At 33.4% G+C, this 22,238-nt stretch carries 41 protein-coding genes; 37 read left to right on the top strand and 4 right to left on the bottom strand.

All coding sequences use genetic code 11. The features are described 5' to 3' along the window. From JFV29_RS13920 to JFV29_RS13855, 15 genes are all read left to right on the top strand, one after another. Nucleotides 1-314: hypothetical protein (locus JFV29_RS13920; RefSeq protein WP_201184590.1), on the top strand; the 314-nt coding region annotated here is incomplete at its 5' end. Between the two features lie 58 nt (nt 315-372). Beyond that, the gene (locus JFV29_RS13915; protein ID WP_201184588.1) at nt 373-672 is read left to right on the top strand and encodes a hypothetical protein; all 300 of its coding nucleotides are present in this window, start codon (nt 373-375) and stop codon (nt 670-672) included. Nucleotides 673-781: 109 nt separating this feature from the next. Further along, nucleotides 782-1,051 (top strand): hypothetical protein, encoded by a 270-nt coding sequence (locus JFV29_RS13910; RefSeq protein WP_201184582.1) that lies wholly within the window; start codon nt 782-784, stop codon nt 1,049-1,051. A gap of 79 nt (nt 1,052-1,130) precedes the next feature. Beyond that, nucleotides 1,131-1,325, top strand: a complete 195-nt coding sequence (locus JFV29_RS13905; protein WP_201184580.1) for a hypothetical protein — start codon at nt 1,131-1,133, stop codon at nt 1,323-1,325. Between the two features lie 269 nt (nt 1,326-1,594). Next, nucleotides 1,595-1,717, top strand: coding sequence for a hypothetical protein (locus JFV29_RS31100; RefSeq protein WP_274606957.1), 123 nt, complete (start codon nt 1,595-1,597; stop codon nt 1,715-1,717). Between the two features lie 10 nt (nt 1,718-1,727). Beyond that, complete coding sequence (locus JFV29_RS13900) at nt 1,728-1,895, top strand: hypothetical protein (RefSeq protein WP_201184578.1); 168 nt, start codon at nt 1,728-1,730, stop codon at nt 1,893-1,895. 13 nt (nt 1,896-1,908) lie between these two features. Next, the gene (locus JFV29_RS13895) at nt 1,909-2,088 is read left to right on the top strand and encodes a hypothetical protein (protein WP_201184600.1); all 180 of its coding nucleotides are present in this window, start codon (nt 1,909-1,911) and stop codon (nt 2,086-2,088) included. Between the two features lie 69 nt (nt 2,089-2,157). Further along, complete coding sequence (locus JFV29_RS13890; protein ID WP_201184598.1) at nt 2,158-2,322, top strand: hypothetical protein; 165 nt, start codon at nt 2,158-2,160, stop codon at nt 2,320-2,322. A 212-nt stretch (nt 2,323-2,534) separates the two neighbouring features. Next, nucleotides 2,535-3,788, top strand: a complete 1,254-nt coding sequence (locus JFV29_RS13885) for a hypothetical protein (protein ID WP_201184576.1) — start codon at nt 2,535-2,537, stop codon at nt 3,786-3,788. Nucleotides 3,789-3,805: 17 nt separating this feature from the next. Then, the gene (locus tag JFV29_RS13880; protein ID WP_201184574.1) at nt 3,806-5,212 is read left to right on the top strand and encodes a fibronectin type III domain-containing protein; all 1,407 of its coding nucleotides are present in this window, start codon (nt 3,806-3,808) and stop codon (nt 5,210-5,212) included. 307 nt (nt 5,213-5,519) lie between these two features. Continuing rightward, the gene (locus JFV29_RS13875) at nt 5,520-6,032 is read left to right on the top strand and encodes a hypothetical protein (RefSeq protein ID WP_201184572.1); all 513 of its coding nucleotides are present in this window, start codon (nt 5,520-5,522) and stop codon (nt 6,030-6,032) included. After that, on the top strand, nt 6,029-6,292 hold the full coding sequence (locus JFV29_RS13870) for a hypothetical protein (RefSeq protein ID WP_201184570.1): 264 nt from the start codon (nt 6,029-6,031) through the stop codon (nt 6,290-6,292). The genes JFV29_RS13875 and JFV29_RS13870 overlap by 4 nt, the downstream gene beginning before the upstream one ends. 285 nt (nt 6,293-6,577) lie before the next feature. After that, nucleotides 6,578-6,925 carry a hypothetical protein gene (locus JFV29_RS13865; protein WP_201184568.1) on the top strand — a complete coding sequence of 116 codons (348 nt, stop codon included), beginning with the start codon at nt 6,578-6,580 and terminating at the stop codon, nt 6,923-6,925. Nucleotides 6,926-6,936: 11 nt separating this feature from the next. Continuing rightward, nucleotides 6,937-7,335 (top strand): hypothetical protein, encoded by a 399-nt coding sequence (locus JFV29_RS13860; protein ID WP_201184567.1) that lies wholly within the window; start codon nt 6,937-6,939, stop codon nt 7,333-7,335. After that, entirely contained in the window at nt 7,335-7,952 is a 618-nt protein-coding gene (locus JFV29_RS13855) for a hypothetical protein (protein ID WP_201184565.1), read from the top strand. The genes JFV29_RS13860 and JFV29_RS13855 overlap by 1 nt, the downstream gene beginning before the upstream one ends. 164 nt (nt 7,953-8,116) lie before the next feature. Here the strand turns inward: JFV29_RS13855 and JFV29_RS13850 are convergent, their stop codons facing one another. Together JFV29_RS13850 and JFV29_RS13845 are read right to left on the bottom strand one after the other, a co-directional pair. Continuing rightward, nucleotides 8,117-8,941 (bottom strand): flagellin N-terminal helical domain-containing protein, encoded by an 825-nt coding sequence (locus JFV29_RS13850; protein WP_201184596.1) that lies wholly within the window; start codon nt 8,939-8,941, stop codon nt 8,117-8,119. Nucleotides 8,942-9,010: 69 nt separating this feature from the next. Further along, nucleotides 9,011-9,175: a carbon storage regulator gene (locus tag JFV29_RS13845; RefSeq protein WP_201184563.1), complete on the bottom strand. Its 165-nt coding sequence runs from the start codon at nt 9,173-9,175 to the stop codon at nt 9,011-9,013. A gap of 144 nt (nt 9,176-9,319) precedes the next feature. On the opposite strand from JFV29_RS13845, the gene JFV29_RS13840 reads away from it, so the two are divergent. The 18 genes from JFV29_RS13840 (at nt 9,320) to JFV29_RS13765 (ending at nt 19,068) form a co-directional block, all read left to right on the top strand. After that, nucleotides 9,320-9,517: a hypothetical protein gene (locus JFV29_RS13840; protein ID WP_201184561.1), complete on the top strand. Its 198-nt coding sequence runs from the start codon at nt 9,320-9,322 to the stop codon at nt 9,515-9,517. Continuing rightward, a complete protein-coding gene (locus JFV29_RS31095) occupies nt 9,517-9,642 on the top strand; it encodes a hypothetical protein (RefSeq protein WP_274606954.1) in 126 nt (41 codons plus the stop codon). The genes JFV29_RS13840 and JFV29_RS31095 overlap by 1 nt, the downstream gene beginning before the upstream one ends. A gap of 423 nt (nt 9,643-10,065) precedes the next feature. Then, on the top strand, nt 10,066-10,260 hold the full coding sequence (locus JFV29_RS13835) for a hypothetical protein (protein WP_242486873.1): 195 nt from the start codon (nt 10,066-10,068) through the stop codon (nt 10,258-10,260). Nucleotides 10,261-10,275: 15 nt separating this feature from the next. Further along, nucleotides 10,276-11,436: a replication initiation factor domain-containing protein gene (locus JFV29_RS13830; RefSeq protein WP_201184586.1), complete on the top strand. Its 1,161-nt coding sequence runs from the start codon at nt 10,276-10,278 to the stop codon at nt 11,434-11,436. Between the two features lie 197 nt (nt 11,437-11,633). Next, complete coding sequence (locus JFV29_RS13825) at nt 11,634-11,792, top strand: hypothetical protein (RefSeq protein WP_201184584.1); 159 nt, start codon at nt 11,634-11,636, stop codon at nt 11,790-11,792. 105 nt (nt 11,793-11,897) lie between these two features. Continuing rightward, the gene (locus JFV29_RS13820; protein ID WP_201184582.1) at nt 11,898-12,167 is read left to right on the top strand and encodes a hypothetical protein; all 270 of its coding nucleotides are present in this window, start codon (nt 11,898-11,900) and stop codon (nt 12,165-12,167) included. A gap of 79 nt (nt 12,168-12,246) precedes the next feature. After that, complete coding sequence (locus tag JFV29_RS13815) at nt 12,247-12,441, top strand: hypothetical protein (RefSeq protein ID WP_201184580.1); 195 nt, start codon at nt 12,247-12,249, stop codon at nt 12,439-12,441. Between the two features lie 269 nt (nt 12,442-12,710). After that, nucleotides 12,711-12,833 carry a hypothetical protein gene (locus tag JFV29_RS31090; protein ID WP_274606957.1) on the top strand — a complete coding sequence of 41 codons (123 nt, stop codon included), beginning with the start codon at nt 12,711-12,713 and terminating at the stop codon, nt 12,831-12,833. A 10-nt stretch (nt 12,834-12,843) separates the two neighbouring features. Next, on the top strand, nt 12,844-13,011 hold the full coding sequence (locus JFV29_RS13810; RefSeq protein WP_201184578.1) for a hypothetical protein: 168 nt from the start codon (nt 12,844-12,846) through the stop codon (nt 13,009-13,011). 13 nt (nt 13,012-13,024) lie between these two features. Further along, nucleotides 13,025-13,204 carry a hypothetical protein gene (locus JFV29_RS13805; protein ID WP_201184600.1) on the top strand — a complete coding sequence of 60 codons (180 nt, stop codon included), beginning with the start codon at nt 13,025-13,027 and terminating at the stop codon, nt 13,202-13,204. Nucleotides 13,205-13,273: 69 nt separating this feature from the next. Then, nucleotides 13,274-13,438, top strand: a complete 165-nt coding sequence (locus JFV29_RS13800; protein WP_201184598.1) for a hypothetical protein — start codon at nt 13,274-13,276, stop codon at nt 13,436-13,438. 212 nt (nt 13,439-13,650) lie between these two features. Further along, nucleotides 13,651-14,904 (top strand): hypothetical protein, encoded by a 1,254-nt coding sequence (locus tag JFV29_RS13795; RefSeq protein WP_201184576.1) that lies wholly within the window; start codon nt 13,651-13,653, stop codon nt 14,902-14,904. A gap of 17 nt (nt 14,905-14,921) precedes the next feature. Then, nucleotides 14,922-16,328 (top strand): fibronectin type III domain-containing protein, encoded by a 1,407-nt coding sequence (locus JFV29_RS13790; protein WP_201184574.1) that lies wholly within the window; start codon nt 14,922-14,924, stop codon nt 16,326-16,328. Between the two features lie 307 nt (nt 16,329-16,635). After that, nucleotides 16,636-17,148, top strand: coding sequence for a hypothetical protein (locus JFV29_RS13785; RefSeq protein ID WP_201184572.1), 513 nt, complete (start codon nt 16,636-16,638; stop codon nt 17,146-17,148). After that, on the top strand, nt 17,145-17,408 hold the full coding sequence (locus tag JFV29_RS13780) for a hypothetical protein (protein ID WP_201184570.1): 264 nt from the start codon (nt 17,145-17,147) through the stop codon (nt 17,406-17,408). Before JFV29_RS13785 ends, JFV29_RS13780 begins: the two co-directional genes overlap by 4 nt. Before the next feature lie 285 nt (nt 17,409-17,693). Further along, nucleotides 17,694-18,041, top strand: coding sequence for a hypothetical protein (locus JFV29_RS13775; protein WP_201184568.1), 348 nt, complete (start codon nt 17,694-17,696; stop codon nt 18,039-18,041). 11 nt (nt 18,042-18,052) lie between these two features. Continuing rightward, complete coding sequence (locus tag JFV29_RS13770) at nt 18,053-18,451, top strand: hypothetical protein (RefSeq protein WP_201184567.1); 399 nt, start codon at nt 18,053-18,055, stop codon at nt 18,449-18,451. After that, nucleotides 18,451-19,068 carry a hypothetical protein gene (locus JFV29_RS13765; RefSeq protein ID WP_201184565.1) on the top strand — a complete coding sequence of 206 codons (618 nt, stop codon included), beginning with the start codon at nt 18,451-18,453 and terminating at the stop codon, nt 19,066-19,068. The genes JFV29_RS13770 and JFV29_RS13765 overlap by 1 nt, the downstream gene beginning before the upstream one ends. Nucleotides 19,069-19,232: 164 nt before the next feature. On the opposite strand, the gene JFV29_RS13760 is transcribed toward JFV29_RS13765, so the two are convergent. Both JFV29_RS13760 and JFV29_RS13755 read right to left on the bottom strand, forming a co-directional pair. Continuing rightward, nucleotides 19,233-20,057, bottom strand: a complete 825-nt coding sequence (locus tag JFV29_RS13760) for a flagellin N-terminal helical domain-containing protein (protein WP_201184594.1) — start codon at nt 20,055-20,057, stop codon at nt 19,233-19,235. A 69-nt stretch (nt 20,058-20,126) separates the two neighbouring features. After that, nucleotides 20,127-20,291 (bottom strand): carbon storage regulator, encoded by a 165-nt coding sequence (locus JFV29_RS13755; RefSeq protein WP_201184563.1) that lies wholly within the window; start codon nt 20,289-20,291, stop codon nt 20,127-20,129. A gap of 144 nt (nt 20,292-20,435) precedes the next feature. Here JFV29_RS13755 and JFV29_RS13750 point away from each other — a divergent pair, with 144 nt between their 5' ends. From JFV29_RS13750 to JFV29_RS13740, 4 genes are all read left to right on the top strand, one after another. Then, nucleotides 20,436-20,633, top strand: coding sequence for a hypothetical protein (locus JFV29_RS13750; protein WP_201184561.1), 198 nt, complete (start codon nt 20,436-20,438; stop codon nt 20,631-20,633). Next, nucleotides 20,633-20,758 carry a hypothetical protein gene (locus JFV29_RS31085; RefSeq protein ID WP_274606954.1) on the top strand — a complete coding sequence of 42 codons (126 nt, stop codon included), beginning with the start codon at nt 20,633-20,635 and terminating at the stop codon, nt 20,756-20,758. The genes JFV29_RS13750 and JFV29_RS31085 overlap by 1 nt, the downstream gene beginning before the upstream one ends. A 423-nt stretch (nt 20,759-21,181) precedes the next feature. Beyond that, nucleotides 21,182-21,376 carry a hypothetical protein gene (locus JFV29_RS13745; protein WP_242486873.1) on the top strand — a complete coding sequence of 65 codons (195 nt, stop codon included), beginning with the start codon at nt 21,182-21,184 and terminating at the stop codon, nt 21,374-21,376. 15 nt (nt 21,377-21,391) lie between these two features. Further along, nucleotides 21,392-22,238 (top strand): replication initiation factor domain-containing protein (locus JFV29_RS13740; RefSeq protein WP_201184559.1); only part of this gene is annotated, 847 nt, incomplete at its 3' end.

Genomic DNA, 22,238 nt, shown 5'->3' with positions numbered 1-22,238 from the left:
ATATGACAATAGAGAAAGTGAAAAATTGGTTTGAACAGTCCGTAACTCCTAATTTTGCACTTTTAATGGAAGCCTTTGATAATGATGAACAACTTGTTCTGAATTGGATTAAGGAAGGGAAAGAGAAGCAAAAGAAAAAACATGAAAATATGTTAAAACGATTTAATAAAGATAAAAAAATGGTTACTGGTTCATTAGAGGAAAGAAAAGAGAAGATAATGAAGTCATTGCTTCCAGAAGGAAAAATACATAAACCTGTATACAAAAAAAATGAATCTTCGTCGCATGAAGATTCATCGGATAGAGAAATATAACACATATTTCAGTTGAATTAATTATAGTTTAAAATCCATAAAAAGCAAAGGGAATAAAATGCAAATTATTGTAATTTTATCCCTTTTTTTATCACTAATTAATGCTATGTATTGCCTTTTTTGTTATGCTGAAGAGAAAAAAAGAGGGGCAATATGGTTTTTATGGGGGAAAGATATGGGCAGGGCTCGAAAACCGTTTATGGAAAAAAGCACGAACATTTTTTTGGCATTTAAAAACGTTGAGATTGTAGAACTTTTAAAGAAATTTAAGATTGATTATGAAGTCCCAGAAGAAGTATGGGATGATGAGACTAAAGCCATGTTAACTAAGAAAATTAAAGAAAAATTACTTAGTTAATTCTTCATTTATAAAAAAAGGTGTTGCTTTTGTACTATTTTTTTTTTACAATAACAACAGAACAAATAAACGACGAAGAATATATGTTCGTATAAAAGGAGAAAAAAAAATGGCTTTAGTACAAATTGAAGGCGTGTATATGAATGCAAATGTTAAAACTTCAACATTTGATGGAAAAGAAAAAACTAGTATTATGATTGATGTTTATCAACCCGAATCTACTTCAAACGATAGGGCAATTCAGATTAAAGCAGATGACCTTTCTTTAATTAATACTTTTCAAAAAGAGTATGCAATGGGGTCAATTTTTAAATGTTCAGCTACTGTAAATGCATATAAAAATAATGCTTATTATAAACTCGTAGCTCTAAAGAAATAGTTCTTCCCTTTCCCTTGTAATTTCTATTAAGTCTATGATGCGTAAATCTTAGACTTTTTTTTAAGGTTGTGAACCAAGTATGGATGAACCGAGTGTTAGCGATCAAGTTGGAAAAGCCTTAGATGGTTTTTACCAAAACTATATCATAGATACTGTAAATGGTTCTTTTCAAGTTTTTCAATCATTTACATATGGCGAAATGGTTATTTCATTTTTGCTTGCTGCTATATTCCTTTTACTACTCTTAAAATGGGTTTTTGAGGTGGTGCGATAATGTTTAGTTACTCATTAGAAAACATGTTGGGTCAATACAGCGTTATAGTCATACCATTCATTGTTTTGATTGTCGGAGTGTTGTTATCAAAGTTTACAATAGGGCGGTTAAAATAATGGATATGGTGTTTTTAGATGCTTTTTACTGGCTCTTTATGAATAAAGAATTTGTAACTCTTACTACTGCAATATTTACTTTTATTGCTATCGTCATTTCTCTCTTACTAATAATTATTAAATGGGGTGAACACTATTAGTTTTTCCCTTCAAATGTCACAGATTTTGCAATACAGCTACAATATTTTTGCTTCTGCATTACCAGTAATATATTTATTCATTGGGGGAGCATTTGCGGCGTTTGTGTTGGCGAAATTGTTAGGTCTAGCAAGATAGGGGGAATACAGTGCTACATTCAGAAAAAATACCCGATGTGAAATACTCACCGGATATCACTGATTTATTTCATTATTTTGGTATTAACTGGGCAACCCTATCGCCTGCTTTGTGGGTTCTTTTTGGAGTCTTGGCAGGATTTTTTATCTTAAAGATTTTGAAAGATACGTACTTTTAAGGAGGTGAAATATATGAACAACTTAATTCTCGGAGCAGGTATCCCATCTATTACATTGTCTTATGACTTGGCTGATGTTGCTACTGCTGTTAGTAACTGGTTCTCGGCTTACTGGTTAATCATTGCGTTTGCTGTTGCAATCCCACTTGCATTTTTAATAGCTTCACGCGTAAAAGGTCTTTTCGTTTCTTAATTTAAATAGCTTTCATACTGACTTCTTAAAGAAACAACCAATAAAAAAATAGAATGGTGGATTTTGAATATGGAAAGTGGTATTCCTGCTGTTTCATTAACTTATAACTTGGCTGATGTTGCTACTGCTGTTAGTAACTGGTTCTCGGCTTACTGGTTAATCATTGCGTTTGCTGTCGCGATCCCACTCGCATTTTTGATAGCTTCACGCGTAAAAGGTCTTTTCGTTTCTTAATAGAAACAAAATATATATTAATACATGGGGAAAGGGCTGGTGTCCCTTTCTCCATTTTTTTGTCACTCGGTTTTATTGTATCAAAGGTTGGTGAAAAAGATATGCTATTTCATTTTTTCCTATTATTTAGTGCTACGTTGTTAATTTGTGGTTTACTCCATACCTACTATACTTTTCAAGATTCCTTAGAAGATTTTTAAAGGGGCGGTTTCATGTATAAAAACATTTGCCTGTTCATGGTGGCTTTAAGCATTACCCTGTTTGTAGTTGGTATTAAACCTGTTTTAGCTGAGGTTTATGAGAATGTAGGGGGTATTGTATCCGACCCTGTTTATATGTCAGATAGAGATGAATATGGTGCTGTTTACAATAGGTTTAAAGTTAAAAAGATTCTTCATAGGACATACACTGATTCTTCATATTCTACTCGAAGCTATGATGGCGTGATGGATATTGATTCACCGTATGATGTTACTGGTCGGCAATTTTGGACTTGTAACTCGTATTTTGAAGATATTTATATAGGTGAATCTGGTCAACAGTTGGGGAAATTGAGGTTTCATGCTACTGAATTAAAAAATCCTAAATGTAATTCTAATGTTCATACAAATGAGAGTGATTCGGGTTCTTCGGAAGCTTGTGCCAATCAGATTTGTAAGTGTATCCAAGAATTAAATAAAACTGCGGAAAAAATAAATGACTCTATCAATTCTAATGGGCAAAAATTAGATGATGTTAATGGCAGCATTAAAGAAAATGGCGGGAAATTAGATGCAATCAAGGGAGTTATGGATAGTATAGATAATTCTTTGATTACTGATAAAAATATCATGGAAACTGATGATGCATTACCTGATGTGCCTGAATTATCTGTTCCTCCTGTTTCTGGTTTGCCAAATGATAATAACGCGTTTGAAGATAAAGAAAAACATTTCGAGGATGCTGGGGATGCTCCAGAAAAACCTGGGTCTATGCCTGATGCTCCTGACGTTGCTGACTGTTGGGATAAGACAGGAGATAAAACGTGTAAGCAAGATGATGGAAAGGCACAGGATGAACTAGAGAAGGATAAAGAACAATCGAAGGATGAAGAACAAAAGAAAGATAAAGAGCAAGAGAAAGATAAAGAACAATCGAAGGATAAAGAGCAAGAAAAAGATATAGAGCAATCAAAGGATAAAGAACAAGAAAAAGATAAAGAGCAATCAAAGGATGAAGAACATTCGAAGGATGCAGAAAATCATAAAGATTTAGAAATGCAAAAAGATAGGGACTTGGAGAAAGATAGAGAACAATCAAAAGATGATGTTTTTTCACGAGATCCAATTATAGGTTCTGATGAATTTAAACAAGATGGACAAATGCAACAAGATAATTTTAATAGAGATGATGTGTTATCAAAGGATTCATATAATCAAGATGGTCAAATGAATCAAACACATTGGTATAACAAAACCGAAAATTAATATTTAGTGGGTGTTTTATGAGAAAAATTTTCCCTTTGCTTTTGATTATTTTTATTTTTTTAGTTCCTTTTTCTTCGAATGTTTTTGCTTATGATGATGTTAGTTTTAAGCAAATGAATAATAAACAAGTTTTGAATATTCCAAAGGAATTAAAGTCTGGTGATAAGGTAACTTTACGGTTTACTTCTGGTAGTCAGTATGTAAGTGGTGCGTTATATATTGATTCAGATACCATTGCTAATGCTAGTTCAAAAGAAATTGTAGTTAAAGCTACGAATAATCTTAATATTACTAGTTATGATGCTGTTGTTACTTCTGATTATTCACCATCATTTAATATTTTTAGTAATGCTGATACGAGTCTAAGTATTAAACTTTATGCTGTTTTGATTAATGGTGTTGAGATTTTTGACGGTAATAAAATCATTGTGCCTCGTAAACATGATGAAATTAAAAATCCTCTTTCTACTGTGACGGATAAATCATTTTCGTTAACTTGGGATACTCCGATTTCTAATGATGGTTTTGTTCAAACTAATGTTTATAAGAATGGTACTAAAATAGCTAATTTATCGAAAGAAATAGATGTGTATAAGGATGATGATGTTTTACCGAATACTTCATACACGTATAAATTAACGGCTGTTTATGATGATGGTTTTGAAACGAATGGTGTTTCTGTCACTGATATTACTCTTGATGCTCCACCCGATCCAAGTTTAATTCCGCCTAGTAATGTAACTGATTTGACAGTTTCAAATATTACGGATGTTTCTTTGGATTTGGATTGGTTGAATCCTGATGATGATGATTTAGATAAAATTAAAATTTATAAGAATAATGTTTTATTAGAAAGCATTTTGGTTGCTAGTTCTTATAAGGTTACTGGTTTAACTCCTAATACTTCTTATACGTTTTCGGTTTCTGCGGTTGATAAAGATGGGAATGAAGGGTCTAAACAAACGACTACGGCAAAAACTCTTGATGGTATTGATAAAGTTGCTCCTGTTGCTCCTACTGGTTTATCAGTTGAATCGGGGAATAAAGCTTTATTTGTAAGGTGGAATAAGAATCTAGAAGATGATTTGTTTGGCTATAACGTTTATTTAGATGGTATTAAACAAAATATGGTTCCGGTTAAAAATACTTTTTATAGTCTTGCTGATTTAGAGAATGGCACTCAATATAAAGTGAAAATTTCGGCTGTTGATACAACTGGAAATGAAAGTGATATGACTAGTGAAAAAATAGGTATTCCTTTAGATACTGGTATGCCTTTGTTAGATACAAATTATGAACTAGGCGATGTTGCGAAAGGGATTGAATCTTGGTTTAGTTCTTTATGGTTAATTATTGCGTTTGCTATTGCGATTCCGTTAAGTTTTTATATTGCTTCACGTATTAAATTGATGTTCTTGGAATAACATTCGTGTTTCGTGTGAAAAAGTGTGCCTGCAGCTGTGCTTCCTGGGCTGATATTTCACATGAAATACGAATTATTTTCGAAAGAATGATGTAAATATGCGGTTTTATTATTGGAGGATGTGTTGTTATGATTCAACCAGTTTCTTTGAATGAACTAGGTAATTTTTTAAATTTAATCATACATGCTTATGACGATTATGTATTTTTAACTTTTACTTTGATGATTGTTTTTAGTATTGCTACTTTCATGAAATATCTCGTTTCGGGTTCTCGTTGATGTGGTTTAATTTTTTATTTGGTGTAGCTATGAATGTTTCTTTTGCGGACAAAATTGTTGATGGTTTCAATGCGATCTTTAAATTTTTCGGGAAGATATTTGGCGGTTTATTTAAACTGTTGTCTAGTGGTTTTCAAATTCTAATTGATTTGTTGGCAAAGCCGTTGAAATATTTACTATATTTTTTTGAAGGGATTTTTTATTTTTTTGAAAAAGTCCTTGAGGTAGTGATTATGGTCGTGAAAGTGTTTGTTTCAATTTTTCAATTTGCAGGTTCGCTCATAATGGGCGTATTTAGAACGATAAAGTCATGGCTGACTGTTGATATCCATGGGAGTTCAAAGTTTGTCTCTGCGTCAAATGAGGGATTTAAAACGGTTATTGATTTGTTACAACCTACTGGACTATTGACTATTGTACCAATGGTTGCCACTGCGTTTCTATGGTTTTACTTTGTCATTAAAATGATTGGTTTATTTGGTGGCTCTGTACATATTCAACCTTTTGGCTCGTCAAATAATGGCGGTGGTGACAAATTATGAAAAGTTTAATTGATACAGTCTTTAAACCTCTTTTAACATGGTTAAACTTAGTTTATACTAATATAAGTGAGTTAAAAGTCCCAGTGTCTCGCCCTTTAGATATTTCATTATACCTAGGACCTTTTGCATATCTTGGCCCTTACTGGATAGCCTTTATTGGAACGGCTTGCTTACTGGCTTTCATTTATGTCGTTACCTTTATAATCATTGCTCAACAGGGCGTTATTATTAAATTTAAAGATACGGTGAAATGGTGGTGATACTTCATTCACATCAATGTGAAAGAGAAGTTCACAACCTATTCATAAGGGATTCACATCAATGTGAAAGAGAAGTTCACAACCCATTCACAAGGGATTCACACTAGTGTGAAGTGGTATTCATAATTGGATGAAAAGAATGTGAAAGAGGGGTTTTTAAATGAGTGTTTTTCAAACGTTTTTTGAAATTGGAGCTAGTCTTTCAATCGCATTATTTATATTTTTGTATCTTCCAATTCATTTTATGTTTTTACGTAAGTTTAAATAATAAGGAGTTTTTAAATTATGGCTAAACCTAAACAAAACAGAGAGTTTAAAAATTATAGTGTTTCTATTGTTACTGATGATACGTTGGTCACTTATCCGGTTTTGGATATGGTAAATGATGATTTAGAGTATGTTGACGGATTTTTACCAGTTTCAGAGGGGAAAAAGTTCTTCGACTTTTCTACTGGTGGTTTGCATTTTATGTATAACCTTGATTTACCGGCTAAAGTTGAAGCTGAAAAATTAAAAACTTTAAGACGTTCCGTTGCGATCAAAAATATTTTTTCGTTTGATAAAGATAAAGGTTTTGATTTAATGGGCTTTTTACCTTGGTTAATTATTATGTTGTTAATATTTTTTAAATAGGAGTGATTAAAATGGATGAGTCGTTTAAAAAAGCTACGGTTAATGTTCAAGACTTGATTAGTCAAGATATGTTCGAAAAGAAAGATTCCGGCGGAAATGACATGCTGGAAGTCTTGCAGTTTACCAAGGAAAACGGTGTTCCACTAACCGAAGACCAAGTGAAAGCATGGTTCATTTTGAATGAAAATGGTTTGGAAGATATCGCTATGTTTGCGAATGCTGTTCGTCCTCATATGACTCCAATGAAAAAAATATTTGACATGGTAAATAAAATAACGATGGCTGATAGAATTAGGGGGACGGCTAAACTAGATAAAATATTGAAGGCTTCTGTATCTAATCCAAATCAATCTATGCCGAGTGCTAATGATGTACAAGCTAAGGCCTTGAAAGAGAAGGACTTACATTAATGAGTAACTTGGTTATGTTTGATGGACGAATGGGGTCTGGTAAGACTGTAGGCATGTCTATAAAGGCATTGTTGTATCAAAAGCAAACAGGCTGCACTGTTTTTTCTAACTATGGTTTGAAAGGTAGTTTGCCATTTACGAAATTTGAAGATTTTAAAACAGTGGCAGTTCAACCTTCCAGTATTATCTGTTTGGATGAATCTCATATGGATCTGTCCAATCGTGATTTTAATATGAATAGCGTTAAATTTTTTGTTAATATGGTTTTCTTCTTGCGCAAAATGAGGTGTACTTTAATGATGACATCACCACTTTTTGAGAATATTGATTCCAAAGTTCGGGCGGTAACAAATTTTTATGTTCACGTTTCAAAAAGTAATGGATATTTAAACTATTATTATTATGATGTGGAGCAAGCAAGTTTTTTGCGACAAGACCGATTGTCTTTGGAAAAAGTAGCGAAGATAGGAGAAGAAATTTTTGATACATATGAAATGGTTACTCCTTTAGATTATCCGAAGAATAGACCGGAATTTGAATTGATAATGTCCGAAGTAAAGCAATTAAATAAAGCTTATATGGAACAGATTAGAAATGAAAATGCAGTGGTTAGTTAGCAAGCCAGTGAACCTGAAGGGGTCACTGGCTTTTCTTCTAAACGTGTCAATTTGAAAAAAAGATATGGAGATAAAATGGTTATCTTTATTTTTTATAAAGGAAAGAAAATAAATGAAGTAATAAAAAAAGGAACTTCATTAAATGAAATTCCCTTTTAATATTATTAACGAAGAAGCTGTAATACTCCTTGTGGTTGTTGATTAGCTTGTGCCAACATCGCTTGTGCTGCTTGAGATAGAATAGAGTTCTTAGTTTGCTGCATCATTTCTTTCGCCATGTCTACGTCACGAACACGAGACTCAGCAGCTGTTAGGTTTTCAGAAGAGGTGTTTAAGTTGTTGATTGTGTGCTCTAAACGATTTTGAGCAGCACCTAGATAACTACGTCCTGATGAAACAGCAGCAATTTGTGTGTCCAATGCATCCATAGCAGCATTTGCATTTGTATTATCATCAAGCTTTAACGCAGCAACACCGGTTTGTAAAGCAGTTAAATCAATACCAGCAGTAGTAAGGTCAATATCCATCGTTTGTCCTGAATTAGCTCCTACTTGAAGTTTAAGCGTACCTGCAGAAGAATCAAGTAGATTCATAGTGTTAAATTGTGTTGTATCTTTAATTCTTCCAATTTCTTCAGAAAGTTGGTCAAACTCGTCTTGTAGGGCTGTTCTGTCTGCATCAACATTTGTATCAGAAGATGCTTGAGAAGCCAATTCTCTTTGACGTTGAAGAATTGAATGCACTTCGTTTAAAGCACCCTCTGCGGTTTGAATTAAAGAAATTCCATCCTGAGAGTTTTTAGAAGCCATATCCAAACCACGGATTTGTCCACGCATTTTTTCAGAGATTGCAAGACCAGCAGCATCGTCACCTGCACGGTTGATACGAAGACCTGAAGCTAGTTTCTCCATAGACTTTGATTGTGCATTAGTTGCACTTGATAACTGACGATGTGTGTTTAATGCTGCGATATTATGATTGATAATCATTTTTGTTACCTCCATGTTTTATGTTTTTTGTTTGATTCACATCCATGTGAATCATTTATCAATAACCCGTTATTTGGGATTATGATTCAATAATTCTTCTCGTACAATTTTAAGATTCTTAGGCGCATCTATCCTTAAGCGCAACATATTATCTTCTGTTAAAACAACAGTGATTTTAATATCATCACCTATGTATACGGATTGACCTGGTTGTCTTCCGATGACTAAAGCCATATATTTTCATCCTCCTTGATGTATTAAGTTTTATATCGTCTATCTAACTTATAAATTTAACTATTTCATAAAAAATATTAGGGAGTGTTTAATTTGGTTTACCTTTGTTAAACTATTTTTATTGTTAAGAGGGAGGCATGTGAGATGTCTAAAAAAGATAAACCGACTATTTTAGGGTTTAAACCATCTGCGCAAGATTGGGACAAGGTTTGTGAATTGGTAGATTATTTTCAAGAACAAGCAACTATTGGTACTGTAAATGTTTCCGATGTTTTGAAAACTGCTGTGGATGATTTGCATAAAAAACATATTGATCCAAGGAAAAAGAAAGGTGCTAAGTAATGGATTTAAATAAAAATGCTGATGGCTTCAGGATGGTTCCAGAAGCCATATCTAATGGTCTGTTGTATGGTGCGATTATTTTTATTGTGATTGGTGTCGGTTGGTATTTATATGAGCGCATGTAAGTAGCTCCTTGCGTAGCTGTGTGAGTTGCTACTTATGGTCTTTATTTTGCTAACCAAAAACAATAATTGATGATTCTTTAAGAGTTAATACGCATGAAGCTATTAAATGGCTTGTGCTTTACTTTGTGGGGCGTATAGAGCGAAGCGTGACCTTTTAGCCGTCAAATACCTTAGGAGTGAATAGAAGTCAACTCCTAACGGTTTCGGGTGCTTTGTCCCGAAAAGCTTTGCTAGTGGGGTTATCGTCCATCACGTTTGAATCATGTGACAAAGGGACGAATTGCTATTATGTTGCGCGCTCCGTACGCATTGCATGGTTCGAGAGAGTTTAAAAAACTGTTATTATAAAACTAGTAAAAATTTCTTGTACTTTAGGTAACTTAAAGTTATACTAAAAGTAACTTAAATAAGGAGTTGATAGTTTTGTCTATAGATACAAAGGAATTAGATACTAAAAATAAGATGGGTAGACCATCATTGGGAGTTACTAAAAAGGTTTCTATTACTTTGCCTGATGAGGTGTGGGAACTCATTGAAAATCGTTTTGATAATAAATCTAAATTTTTTCGTTCGTTAGTAGATAAAGAAATTTTCCAAGCTGAAAATTGGAAATCTTAGAGGGGAAACTGGACTATGGAGAACAACAATATCACGGTACTACCCCCGTATACTAACAGGGGGGTAGTAAATACATTGCAAAGTGGTCTTAGGTCATGCGTGGACTGGCTTCAAGTCACTTTCAAAAATGTTCAAAACGTTCAACAAATAATTGACGTTTTAGGTCTTAATTTTGATGATTTTACAGAGTTCGAAAATGGAAAATATGGCTATCATTCGCACATTAGATTTGGTCATATTGCTATCTATTATTCTAGTAATCTGGAACATTTTCATTTAGAGATTTCTGGACAAGGTTGTCGAGAATATGAGGAATATGGAAATCATGATTGGGTCACACTTTTAGGTTTGATTTTAATGTTAGATGTTAATATAACGAGATTTGATATTGCTATTGATGATTTTGAGGGGTACTTTAAATTTCCTCAATTAATTAAGAAAATAAAAAAAGGTCACGTACGATCCAGATTTAGAACAGCAAGGATTCAAGAAAAAGTCGTTTTGAATGATGGTTCTACAGCAGGAACAACCATTTACTTTGGTTCTCCGAAGTCGGAAATTCAAGTAAGGATATACGATAAACTGCAAGAAAGACTGTCTGCCGGAAAGGAAATAGAAGATGGTATCGAGGTGTGGAATCGGACGGAACTTCAATTAAGGGATAAAAGAGCGTTAACAGCTGCGTTTGAGTTAGTCGAAAATATTTATTCAGTCGGCCCATTGGTTCAAGGTCTTTTAAGAAATTATGTTTTGTTTTGTAATCCTACTGATGATAGTAATAAAGCACGTTGGCCAATTTCGAAGTTTTGGATTAAATTTTTGGATAATATTGAACCATTACGACTTTCACAAGTTGCTCCAGATATGACAATAGAGAAAGTGAAAAATTGGTTTGAACAGTCCGTAACTCCTAATTTTGCACTTTTAATGGAAGCCTTTGATAATGATGAACAACTTGTTCTGAATTGGATTAAGGAAGGGAAAGAGAAGCAAAAGAAAAAACATGAAAATATGTTAAAACGATTTAATAAAGATAAAAAAATGGTTACTGGTTCATTAGAGGAAAGAAAAGAGAAGATAATGAAGTCATTGCTTCCAGAAGGAAAAATACATAAACCTGTATACAAAAAAAATGAATCTTCGTCGCATGAAGATTCATCGGATAGAGAAATATAACACATATTTCAGTTGAATTAATTATAGTTTAAAATCCATAAAAAGCAAAGGGAATAAAATGCAAATTATTGTAATTTTATCCCTTTTTTATCACTAATTAATGCTATGTATTGCCTTTTTTGTTATGCTGAAGAGAAAAAAGAGGGGCAATATGGTTTTTATGGGGGAAAGATATGGGCAGGGCTCGAAAACCGTTTATGGAAAAAAGCACGAACATTTTTTTGGCATTTAAAAACGTTGAGATTGTAGAACTTTTAAAGAAATTTAAGATTGATTATGAAGTCCCAGAAGAAGTATGGGATGATGAGACTAAAGCCATGTTAACTAAGAAAATTAAAGAAAAATTACTTAGTTAATTCTTCATTTATAAAAAAAGGTGTTGCTTTTGTACTATTTTTTTTACAATAACAACAGAACAAATAAACGACGAAGAATATATGTTCGTATAAAAGGAGAAAAAAATGGCTTTAGTACAAATTGAAGGCGTGTATATGAATGCAAATGTTAAAACTTCAACATTTGATGGAAAAGAAAAAACTAGTATTATGATTGATGTTTATCAACCCGAATCTACTTCAAACGATAGGGCAATTCAGATTAAAGCAGATGACCTTTCTTTAATTAATACTTTTCAAAAAGAGTATGCAATGGGGTCAATTTTTAAATGTTCAGCTACTGTAAATGCATATAAAAATAATGCTTATTATAAACTCGTAGCTCTAAAGAAATAGTTCTTCCCTTTCCCTTGTAATTTCTATTAAGTCTATGATGCGTAAATCTTAGACTTTTTTTTAAGGTTGTGAACCAAGTATGGATGAACCGAGTGTTAGCGATCAAGTTGGAAAAGCCTTAGATGGTTTTTACCAAAACTATATCATAGATACTGTAAATGGTTCTTTTCAAGTTTTTCAATCATTTACATATGGCGAAATGGTTATTTCATTTTTGCTTGCTGCTATATTCCTTTTACTACTCTTAAAATGGGTTTTTGAGGTGGTGCGATAATGTTTAGTTACTCATTAGAAAACATGTTGGGTCAATACAGCGTTATAGTCATACCATTCATTGTTTTGATTGTCGGAGTGTTGTTATCAAAGTTTACAATAGGGCGGTTAAAATAATGGATATGGTGTTTTTAGATGCTTTTTACTGGCTCTTTATGAATAAAGAATTTGTAACTCTTACTACTGCAATATTTACTTTTATTGCTATCGTCATTTCTCTCTTACTAATAATTATTAAATGGGGTGAACACTATTAGTTTTTCCCTTCAAATGTCACAGATTTTGCAATACAGCTACAATATTTTTGCTTCTGCATTACCAGTAATATATTTATTCATTGGGGGAGCATTTGCGGCGTTTGTGTTGGCGAAATTGTTAGGTCTAGCAAGATAGGGGGAATACAGTGCTACATTCAGAAAAAATACCCGATGTGAAATACTCACCGGATATCACTGATTTATTTCATTATTTTGGTATTAACTGGGCAACCCTATCGCCTGCTTTGTGGGTTCTTTTTGGAGTCTTGGCAGGATTTTTTATCTTAAAGATTTTGAAAGATACGTACTTTTAAGGAGGTGAAATATATGAACAACTTAATTCTCGGAGCAGGTATCCCATCTATTACATTGTCTTATGACTTGGCTGATGTTGCTACTGCTGTTAGTAACTGGTTCTCGGCTTACTGGTTAATCATTGCGTTTGCTGTTGCAATCCCACTTGCATTTTTAATAGCTTCACGCGTAAAAGGTCTTTTCGTTTCTTAATTTAAATAGCTTTCATACTGACTTCTTAAAGAAACAACCAATAAAAAAATAGAATGGTGGATTTTGAATATGGAAAGTGGTATTCCTGCTGTTTCATTAACTTATAACTTGGCTGATGTTGCTACTGCTGTTAGTAACTGGTTCTCGGCTTACTGGTTAATCATTGCGTTTGCTGTCGCGATCCCACTCGCATTTTTGATAGCTTCACGCGTAAAAGGTCTTTTCGTTTCTTAATAGAAACAAAATATATATTAATACATGGGGAAAGGGCTGGTGTCCCTTTCTCCATTTTTTTGTCACTCGGTTTTATTGTATCAAAGGTTGGTGAAAAAGATATGCTATTTCATTTTTTCCTATTATTTAGTGCTACGTTGTTAATTTGTGGTTTACTCCATACCTACTATACTTTTCAAGATTCCTTAGAAGATTTTTAAAGGGGCGGTTTCATGTATAAAAACATTTGCCTGTTCATGGTGGCTTTAAGCATTACCCTGTTTGTAGTTGGTATTAAACCTGTTTTAGCTGAGGTTTATGAGAATGTAGGGGGTATTGTATCCGACCCTGTTTATATGTCAGATAGAGATGAATATGGTGCTGTTTACAATAGGTTTAAAGTTAAAAAGATTCTTCATAGGACATACACTGATTCTTCATATTCTACTCGAAGCTATGATGGCGTGATGGATATTGATTCACCGTATGATGTTACTGGTCGGCAATTTTGGACTTGTAACTCGTATTTTGAAGATATTTATATAGGTGAATCTGGTCAACAGTTGGGGAAATTGAGGTTTCATGCTACTGAATTAAAAAATCCTAAATGTAATTCTAATGTTCATACAAATGAGAGTGATTCGGGTTCTTCGGAAGCTTGTGCCAATCAGATTTGTAAGTGTATCCAAGAATTAAATAAAACTGCGGAAAAAATAAATGACTCTATCAATTCTAATGGGCAAAAATTAGATGATGTTAATGGCAGCATTAAAGAAAATGGCGGGAAATTAGATGCAATCAAGGGAGTTATGGATAGTATAGATAATTCTTTGATTACTGATAAAAATATCATGGAAACTGATGATGCATTACCTGATGTGCCTGAATTATCTGTTCCTCCTGTTTCTGGTTTGCCAAATGATAATAACGCGTTTGAAGATAAAGAAAAACATTTCGAGGATGCTGGGGATGCTCCAGAAAAACCTGGGTCTATGCCTGATGCTCCTGACGTTGCTGACTGTTGGGATAAGACAGGAGATAAAACGTGTAAGCAAGATGATGGAAAGGCACAGGATGAACTAGAGAAGGATAAAGAACAATCGAAGGATGAAGAACAAAAGAAAGATAAAGAGCAAGAGAAAGATAAAGAACAATCGAAGGATAAAGAGCAAGAAAAAGATATAGAGCAATCAAAGGATAAAGAACAAGAAAAAGATAAAGAGCAATCAAAGGATGAAGAACATTCGAAGGATGCAGAAAATCATAAAGATTTAGAAATGCAAAAAGATAGGGACTTGGAGAAAGATAGAGAACAATCAAAAGATGATGTTTTTTCACGAGATCCAATTATAGGTTCTGATGAATTTAAACAAGATGGACAAATGCAACAAGATAATTTTAATAGAGATGATGTGTTATCAAAGGATTCATATAATCAAGATGGTCAAATGAATCAAACACATTGGTATAACAAAACCGAAAATTAATATTTAGTGGGTGTTTTATGAGAAAAATTTTCCCTTTGCTTTTGATTATTTTTATTTTTTTAGTTCCTTTTTCTTCGAATGTTTTTGCTTATGATGATGTTAGTTTTAAGCAAATGAATAATAAACAAGTTTTGAATATTCCAAAGGAATTAAAGTCTGGTGATAAGGTAACTTTACGGTTTACTTCTGGTAGTCAGTATGTAAGTGGTGCGTTATATATTGATTCAGATACCATTGCTAATGCTAGTTCAAAAGAAATTGTAGTTAAAGCTACGAATAATCTTAATATTACTAGTTATGATGCTGTTGTTACTTCTGATTATTCACCATCATTTAATATTTTTAGTAATGCTGATACGAGTCTAAGTATTAAACTTTATGCTGTTTTGATTAATGGTGTTGAGATTTTTGACGGTAATAAAATCATTGTGCCTCGTAAACATGATGAAATTAAAAATCCTCTTTCTACTGTGACGGATAAATCATTTTCGTTAACTTGGGATACTCCGATTTCTAATGATGGTTTTGTTCAAACTAATGTTTATAAGAATGGTACTAAAATAGCTAATTTATCGAAAGAAATAGATGTGTATAAGGATGATGATGTTTTACCGAATACTTCATACACGTATAAATTAACGGCTGTTTATGATGATGGTTTTGAAACGAATGGTGTTTCTGTCACTGATATTACTCTTGATGCTCCACCCGATCCAAGTTTAATTCCGCCTAGTAATGTAACTGATTTGACAGTTTCAAATATTACGGATGTTTCTTTGGATTTGGATTGGTTGAATCCTGATGATGATGATTTAGATAAAATTAAAATTTATAAGAATAATGTTTTATTAGAAAGCATTTTGGTTGCTAGTTCTTATAAGGTTACTGGTTTAACTCCTAATACTTCTTATACGTTTTCGGTTTCTGCGGTTGATAAAGATGGGAATGAAGGGTCTAAACAAACGACTACGGCAAAAACTCTTGATGGTATTGATAAAGTTGCTCCTGTTGCTCCTACTGGTTTATCAGTTGAATCGGGGAATAAAGCTTTATTTGTAAGGTGGAATAAGAATCTAGAAGATGATTTGTTTGGCTATAACGTTTATTTAGATGGTATTAAACAAAATATGGTTCCGGTTAAAAATACTTTTTATAGTCTTGCTGATTTAGAGAATGGCACTCAATATAAAGTGAAAATTTCGGCTGTTGATACAACTGGAAATGAAAGTGATATGACTAGTGAAAAAATAGGTATTCCTTTAGATACTGGTATGCCTTTGTTAGATACAAATTATGAACTAGGCGATGTTGCGAAAGGGATTGAATCTTGGTTTAGTTCTTTATGGTTAATTATTGCGTTTGCTATTGCGATTCCGTTAAGTTTTTATATTGCTTCACGTATTAAATTGATGTTCTTGGAATAACATTCGTGTTTCGTGTGAAAAAGTGTGCCTGCAGCTGTGCTTCCTGGGCTGATATTTCACATGAAATACGAATTATTTTCGAAAGAATGATGTAAATATGCGGTTTTATTATTGGAGGATGTGTTGTTATGATTCAACCAGTTTCTTTGAATGAACTAGGTAATTTTTTAAATTTAATCATACATGCTTATGACGATTATGTATTTTTAACTTTTACTTTGATGATTGTTTTTAGTATTGCTACTTTCATGAAATATCTCGTTTCGGGTTCTCGTTGATGTGGTTTAATTTTTTATTTGGTGTAGCTATGAATGTTTCTTTTGCGGACAAAATTGTTGATGGTTTCAATGCGATCTTTAAATTTTTCGGGAAGATATTTGGCGGTTTATTTAAACTGTTGTCTAGTGGTTTTCAAATTCTAATTGATTTGTTGGCAAAGCCGTTGAAATATTTACTATATTTTTTTGAAGGGATTTTTTATTTTTTTGAAAAAGTCCTTGAGGTAGTGATTATGGTCGTGAAAGTGTTTGTTTCAATTTTTCAATTTGCAGGTTCGCTCATAATGGGCGTATTTAGAACGATAAAGTCATGGCTGACTGTTGATATCCATGGGAGTTCAAAGTTTGTCTCTGCGTCAAATGAGGGATTTAAAACGGTTATTGATTTGTTACAACCTACTGGACTATTGACTATTGTACCAATGGTTGCCACTGCGTTTCTATGGTTTTACTTTGTCATTAAAATGATTGGTTTATTTGGTGGCTCTGTACATATTCAACCTTTTGGCTCGTCAAATAATGGCGGTGGTGACAAATTATGAAAAGTTTAATTGATACAGTCTTTAAACCTCTTTTAACATGGTTAAACTTAGTTTATACTAATATAAGTGAGTTAAAAGTCCCAGTGTCTCGCCCTTTAGATATTTCATTATACCTAGGACCTTTTGCATATCTTGGCCCTTACTGGATAGCCTTTATTGGAACGGCTTGCTTACTGGCTTTCATTTATGTCGTTACCTTTATAATCATTGCTCAACAGGGCGTTATTATTAAATTTAAAGATACGGTGAAATGGTGGTGATACTTCATTCACATCAATGTGAAAGAGAAGTTCACAACCTATTCATAAGGGATTCACATCAATGTGAAAGAGAAGTTCACAACCCATTCACAAGGGATTCACACTAGTGTGAAGTGGTATTCATAATTGGATGAAAAGAATGTGAAAGAGGGGTTTTTAAATGAGTGTTTTTCAAACGTTTTTTGAAATTGGAGCTAGTCTTTCAATCGCATTATTTATATTTTTGTATCTTCCAATTCATTTTATGTTTTTACGTAAGTTTAAATAATAAGGAGTTTTTAAATTATGGCTAAACCTAAACAAAACAGAGAGTTTAAAAATTATAGTGTTTCTATTGTTACTGATGATACGTTGGTCACTTATCCGGTTTTGGATATGGTAAATGATGATTTAGAGTATGTTGACGGATTTTTACCAGTTTCAGAGGGGAAAAAGTTCTTCGACTTTTCTACTGGTGGTTTGCATTTTATGTATAACCTTGATTTACCGGCTAAAGTTGAAGCTGAAAAATTAAAAACTTTAAGACGTTCCGTTGCGATCAAAAATATTTTTTCGTTTGATAAAGATAAAGGTTTTGATTTAATGGGCTTTTTACCTTGGTTAATTATTATGTTGTTAATATTTTTTAAATAGGAGTGATTAAAATGGATGAGTCGTTTAAAAAAGCTACGGTTAATGTTCAAGACTTGATTAGTCAAGATATGTTCGAAAAGAAAGATTCCGGCGGAAATGACATGCTGGAAGTCTTGCAGTTTACCAAGGAAAACGGTGTTCCACTAACCGAAGACCAAGTGAAAGCATGGTTCATTTTGAATGAAAATGGTTTGGAAGATATCGCTATGTTTGCGAATGCTGTTCGTCCTCATATGACTCCAATGAAAAAAATATTTGACATGGTAAATAAAATAACGATGGCTGATAGAATTAGGGGGACGGCTAAACTAGATAAAATATTGAAGGCTTCTGTATCTAATCCAAATCAATCTATGCCGAGTGCTAATGATGTACAAGCTAAGGCCTTGAAAGAGAAGGACTTACATTAATGAGTAACTTGGTTATGTTTGATGGACGAATGGGGTCTGGTAAGACTGTAGGCATGTCTATAAAGGCATTGTTGTATCAAAAGCAAACAGGCTGCACTGTTTTTTCTAACTATGGTTTGAAAGGTAGTTTGCCATTTACGAAATTTGAAGATTTTAAAACAGTGGCAGTTCAACCTTCCAGTATTATCTGTTTGGATGAATCTCATATGGATCTGTCCAATCGTGATTTTAATATGAATAGCGTTAAATTTTTTGTTAATATGGTTTTCTTCTTGCGCAAAATGAGGTGTACTTTAATGATGACATCACCACTTTTTGAGAATATTGATTCCAAAGTTCGGGCGGTAACAAATTTTTATGTTCACGTTTCAAAAAGTAATGGATATTTAAACTATTATTATTATGATGTGGAGCAAGCAAGTTTTTTGCGACAAGACCGATTGTCTTTGGAAAAAGTAGCGAAGATAGGAGAAGAAATTTTTGATACATATGAAATGGTTACTCCTTTAGATTATCCGAAGAATAGACCGGAATTTGAATTGATAATGTCCGAAGTAAAGCAATTAAATAAAGCTTATATGGAACAGATTAGAAATGAAAATGCAGTGGTTAGTTAGCAAGCCAGTGAACCTGAAGGGGTCACTGGCTTTTCTTCTAAACGTGTCAATTTGAAAAAAAGATATGGAGATAAAATGGTTATCTTTATTTTTTATAAAGGAAAGAAAATAAATGAAGTAATAAAAAAAGGAACTTCATTAAATGAAATTCCCTTTTAATATTATTAACGAAGAAGCTGTAATACTCCTTGTGGTTGTTGATTAGCTTGTGCCAACATCGCTTGTGCTGCTTGAGATAGAATAGAGTTCTTAGTTTGCTGCATCATTTCTTTCGCCATGTCTACGTCACGAACACGAGACTCAGCAGCTGTTAGGTTTTCAGAAGAGGTGTTTAAGTTGTTGATTGTGTGCTCTAAACGATTTTGAGCAGCACCTAGATAACTACGTCCTGATGAAACAGCAGCAATTTGTGTGTCCAATGCATCCATAGCAGCATTTGCATTTGTATTATCATCAAGCTTTAACGCAGCAACACCGGTTTGTAAAGCAGTTAAATCAATACCAGCAGTAGTAAGGTCAATATCCATCGTTTGTCCTGAATTAGCTCCTACTTGAAGTTTAAGCGTACTCGCAGAAGAATCAAGTAGATTCATAGTGTTAAATTGTGTTGTATCTTTAATTCTTCCAATTTCTTCAGAAAGTTGGTCAAACTCGTCTTGTAGGGCTGTTCTGTCTGCATCAACATTTGTATCAGAAGATGCTTGAGAAGCCAATTCTCTTTGACGTTGAAGAATTGAATGCACTTCGTTTAAAGCACCCTCTGCGGTTTGAATTAAAGAAATTCCATCCTGAGAGTTTTTAGAAGCCATATCCAAACCACGGATTTGTCCACGCATTTTTTCAGAGATTGCAAGACCAGCAGCATCGTCACCTGCACGGTTGATACGAAGACCTGAAGCTAGTTTCTCCATAGACTTTGATTGTGCATTAGTTGCACTTGATAACTGACGATGTGTGTTTAATGCTGCGATATTATGATTGATAATCATTTTTGTTACCTCCATGTTTTATGTTTTTTGTTTGATTCACATCCATGTGAATCATTTATCAATAACCCGTTATTTGGGATTATGATTCAATAATTCTTCTCGTACAATTTTAAGATTCTTAGGCGCATCTATCCTTAAGCGCAACATATTATCTTCTGTTAAAACAACAGTGATTTTAATATCATCACCTATGTATACGGATTGACCTGGTTGTCTTCCGATGACTAAAGCCATATATTTTCATCCTCCTTGATGTATTAAGTTTTATATCGTCTATCTAACTTATAAATTTAACTATTTCATAAAAAATATTAGGGAGTGTTTAATTTGGTTTACCTTTGTTAAACTATTTTTATTGTTAAGAGGGAGGCATGTGAGATGTCTAAAAAAGATAAACCGACTATTTTAGGGTTTAAACCATCTGCGCAAGATTGGGACAAGGTTTGTGAATTGGTAGATTATTTTCAAGAACAAGCAACTATTGGTACTGTAAATGTTTCCGATGTTTTGAAAACTGCTGTGGATGATTTGCATAAAAAACATATTGATCCAAGGAAAAAGAAAGGTGCTAAGTAATGGATTTAAATAAAAATGCTGATGGCTTCAGGATGGTTCCAGAAGCCATATCTAATGGTCTGTTGTATGGTGCGATTATTTTTATTGTGATTGGTGTCGGTTGGTATTTATATGAGCGCATGTAAGTAGCTCCTTGCGTAGCTGTGTGAGTTGCTACTTATGGTCTTTATTTTGCTAACCAAAAACAATAATTGATGATTCTTTAAGAGTTAATACGCATGAAGCTATTAAATGGCTTGTGCTTTACTTTGTGGGGCGTATAGAGCGAAGCGTGACCTTTTAGCCGTCAAATACCTTAGGAGTGAATAGAAGTCAACTCCTAACGGTTTCGGGTGCTTTGTCCCGAAAAGCTTTGCTAGTGGGGTTATCGTCCATCACGTTTGAATCATGTGACAAAGGGACGAATTGCTATTATGTTGCGCGCTCCGTACGCATTGCATGGTTCGAGAGAGTTTAAAAAACTGTTATTATAAAACTAGTAAAAATTTCTTGTACTTTAGGTAACTTAAAGTTATACTAAAAGTAACTTAAATAAGGAGTTGATAGTTTTGTCTATAGATACAAAGGAATTAGATACTAAAAATAAGATGGGTAGACCATCATTGGGAGTTACTAAAAAGGTTTCTATTACTTTGCCTGATGAGGTGTGGGAACTCATTGAAAATCGTTTTGATAATAAATCTAAATTTTTTCGTTCGTTAGTAGATAAAGAAATTTTCCAAGCTGAAAATTGGAAATCTTAGAGGGGAAACTGGACTATGGAGAACAACAATATCACGGTACTACCCCCGTATACTAACAGGGGGGTAGTAAATACATTGCAAAGTGGTCTTAGGTCATGCGTGGACTGGCTTCAAGTCACTTTCAAAAATGTTCAAAACGTTCAACAAATAATTGACGTTTTAGGTCTTAATTTTGATGATTTTACAGAGTTCGAAAATGGAAAATATGGCTATCATTCGCACATTAGATTTGGTCATATTGCTATCTATTATTCTAGTAATCTGGAACATTTTCATTTAGAGATTTCTGGACAAGGTTGTCGAGAATATGAGGAATATGGAAATCATGATTGGGTCACACTTTTAGGTTTGATTTTAATGTTAGATGTTAATATAACGAGATTTGATATTGCTATTGATGATTTTGAGGGGTACTTTAAATTTCCTCAATTAATTAAGAAAATAAAAAAAGGTCACGTACGATCCAGATTTAGAACAGCAAGGATTCAAGAAAAAGTCGTTTTGAATGATGGTTCTACAGCAGGAACAACCATTTACTTTGGTTCTCCGAAGTCGGAAATTCAAGTAAGGATATACGATAAACTGCAAGAAAGACTGTCTGCCGGAAAGGAAATAGAAGATGGTATCGAGGTGTGGAATCGGACGGAACTTCAATTAAGGGATAAAAGAGCGTTAACAGCTGCGTTTGAGTTAGTCGAAAATATTTATTCAGTCGGCCCATTGGTTCAAGGTCTTTTAAGAAATTATGTTTTGTTTTGTAATCCTACTGATGATAGTAATAAAGCACGTTGGCCAATTTCGAAGTTTTGGATTAAATTTTTGGATAATATTGAACCATTACGACTTTCACAAGTTGCTCCAG

This window comes from Peribacillus sp. TH16 (genome assembly GCF_016651095.1).
In the GTDB taxonomy this organism is placed as follows: domain Bacteria; phylum Bacillota; class Bacilli; order Bacillales; family DSM-1321; genus Peribacillus; species Peribacillus butanolivorans.
The sequence above is the reverse complement of the archived record's forward strand: the minus strand, read 5'-3'. Positions and strand labels throughout refer to the sequence as shown.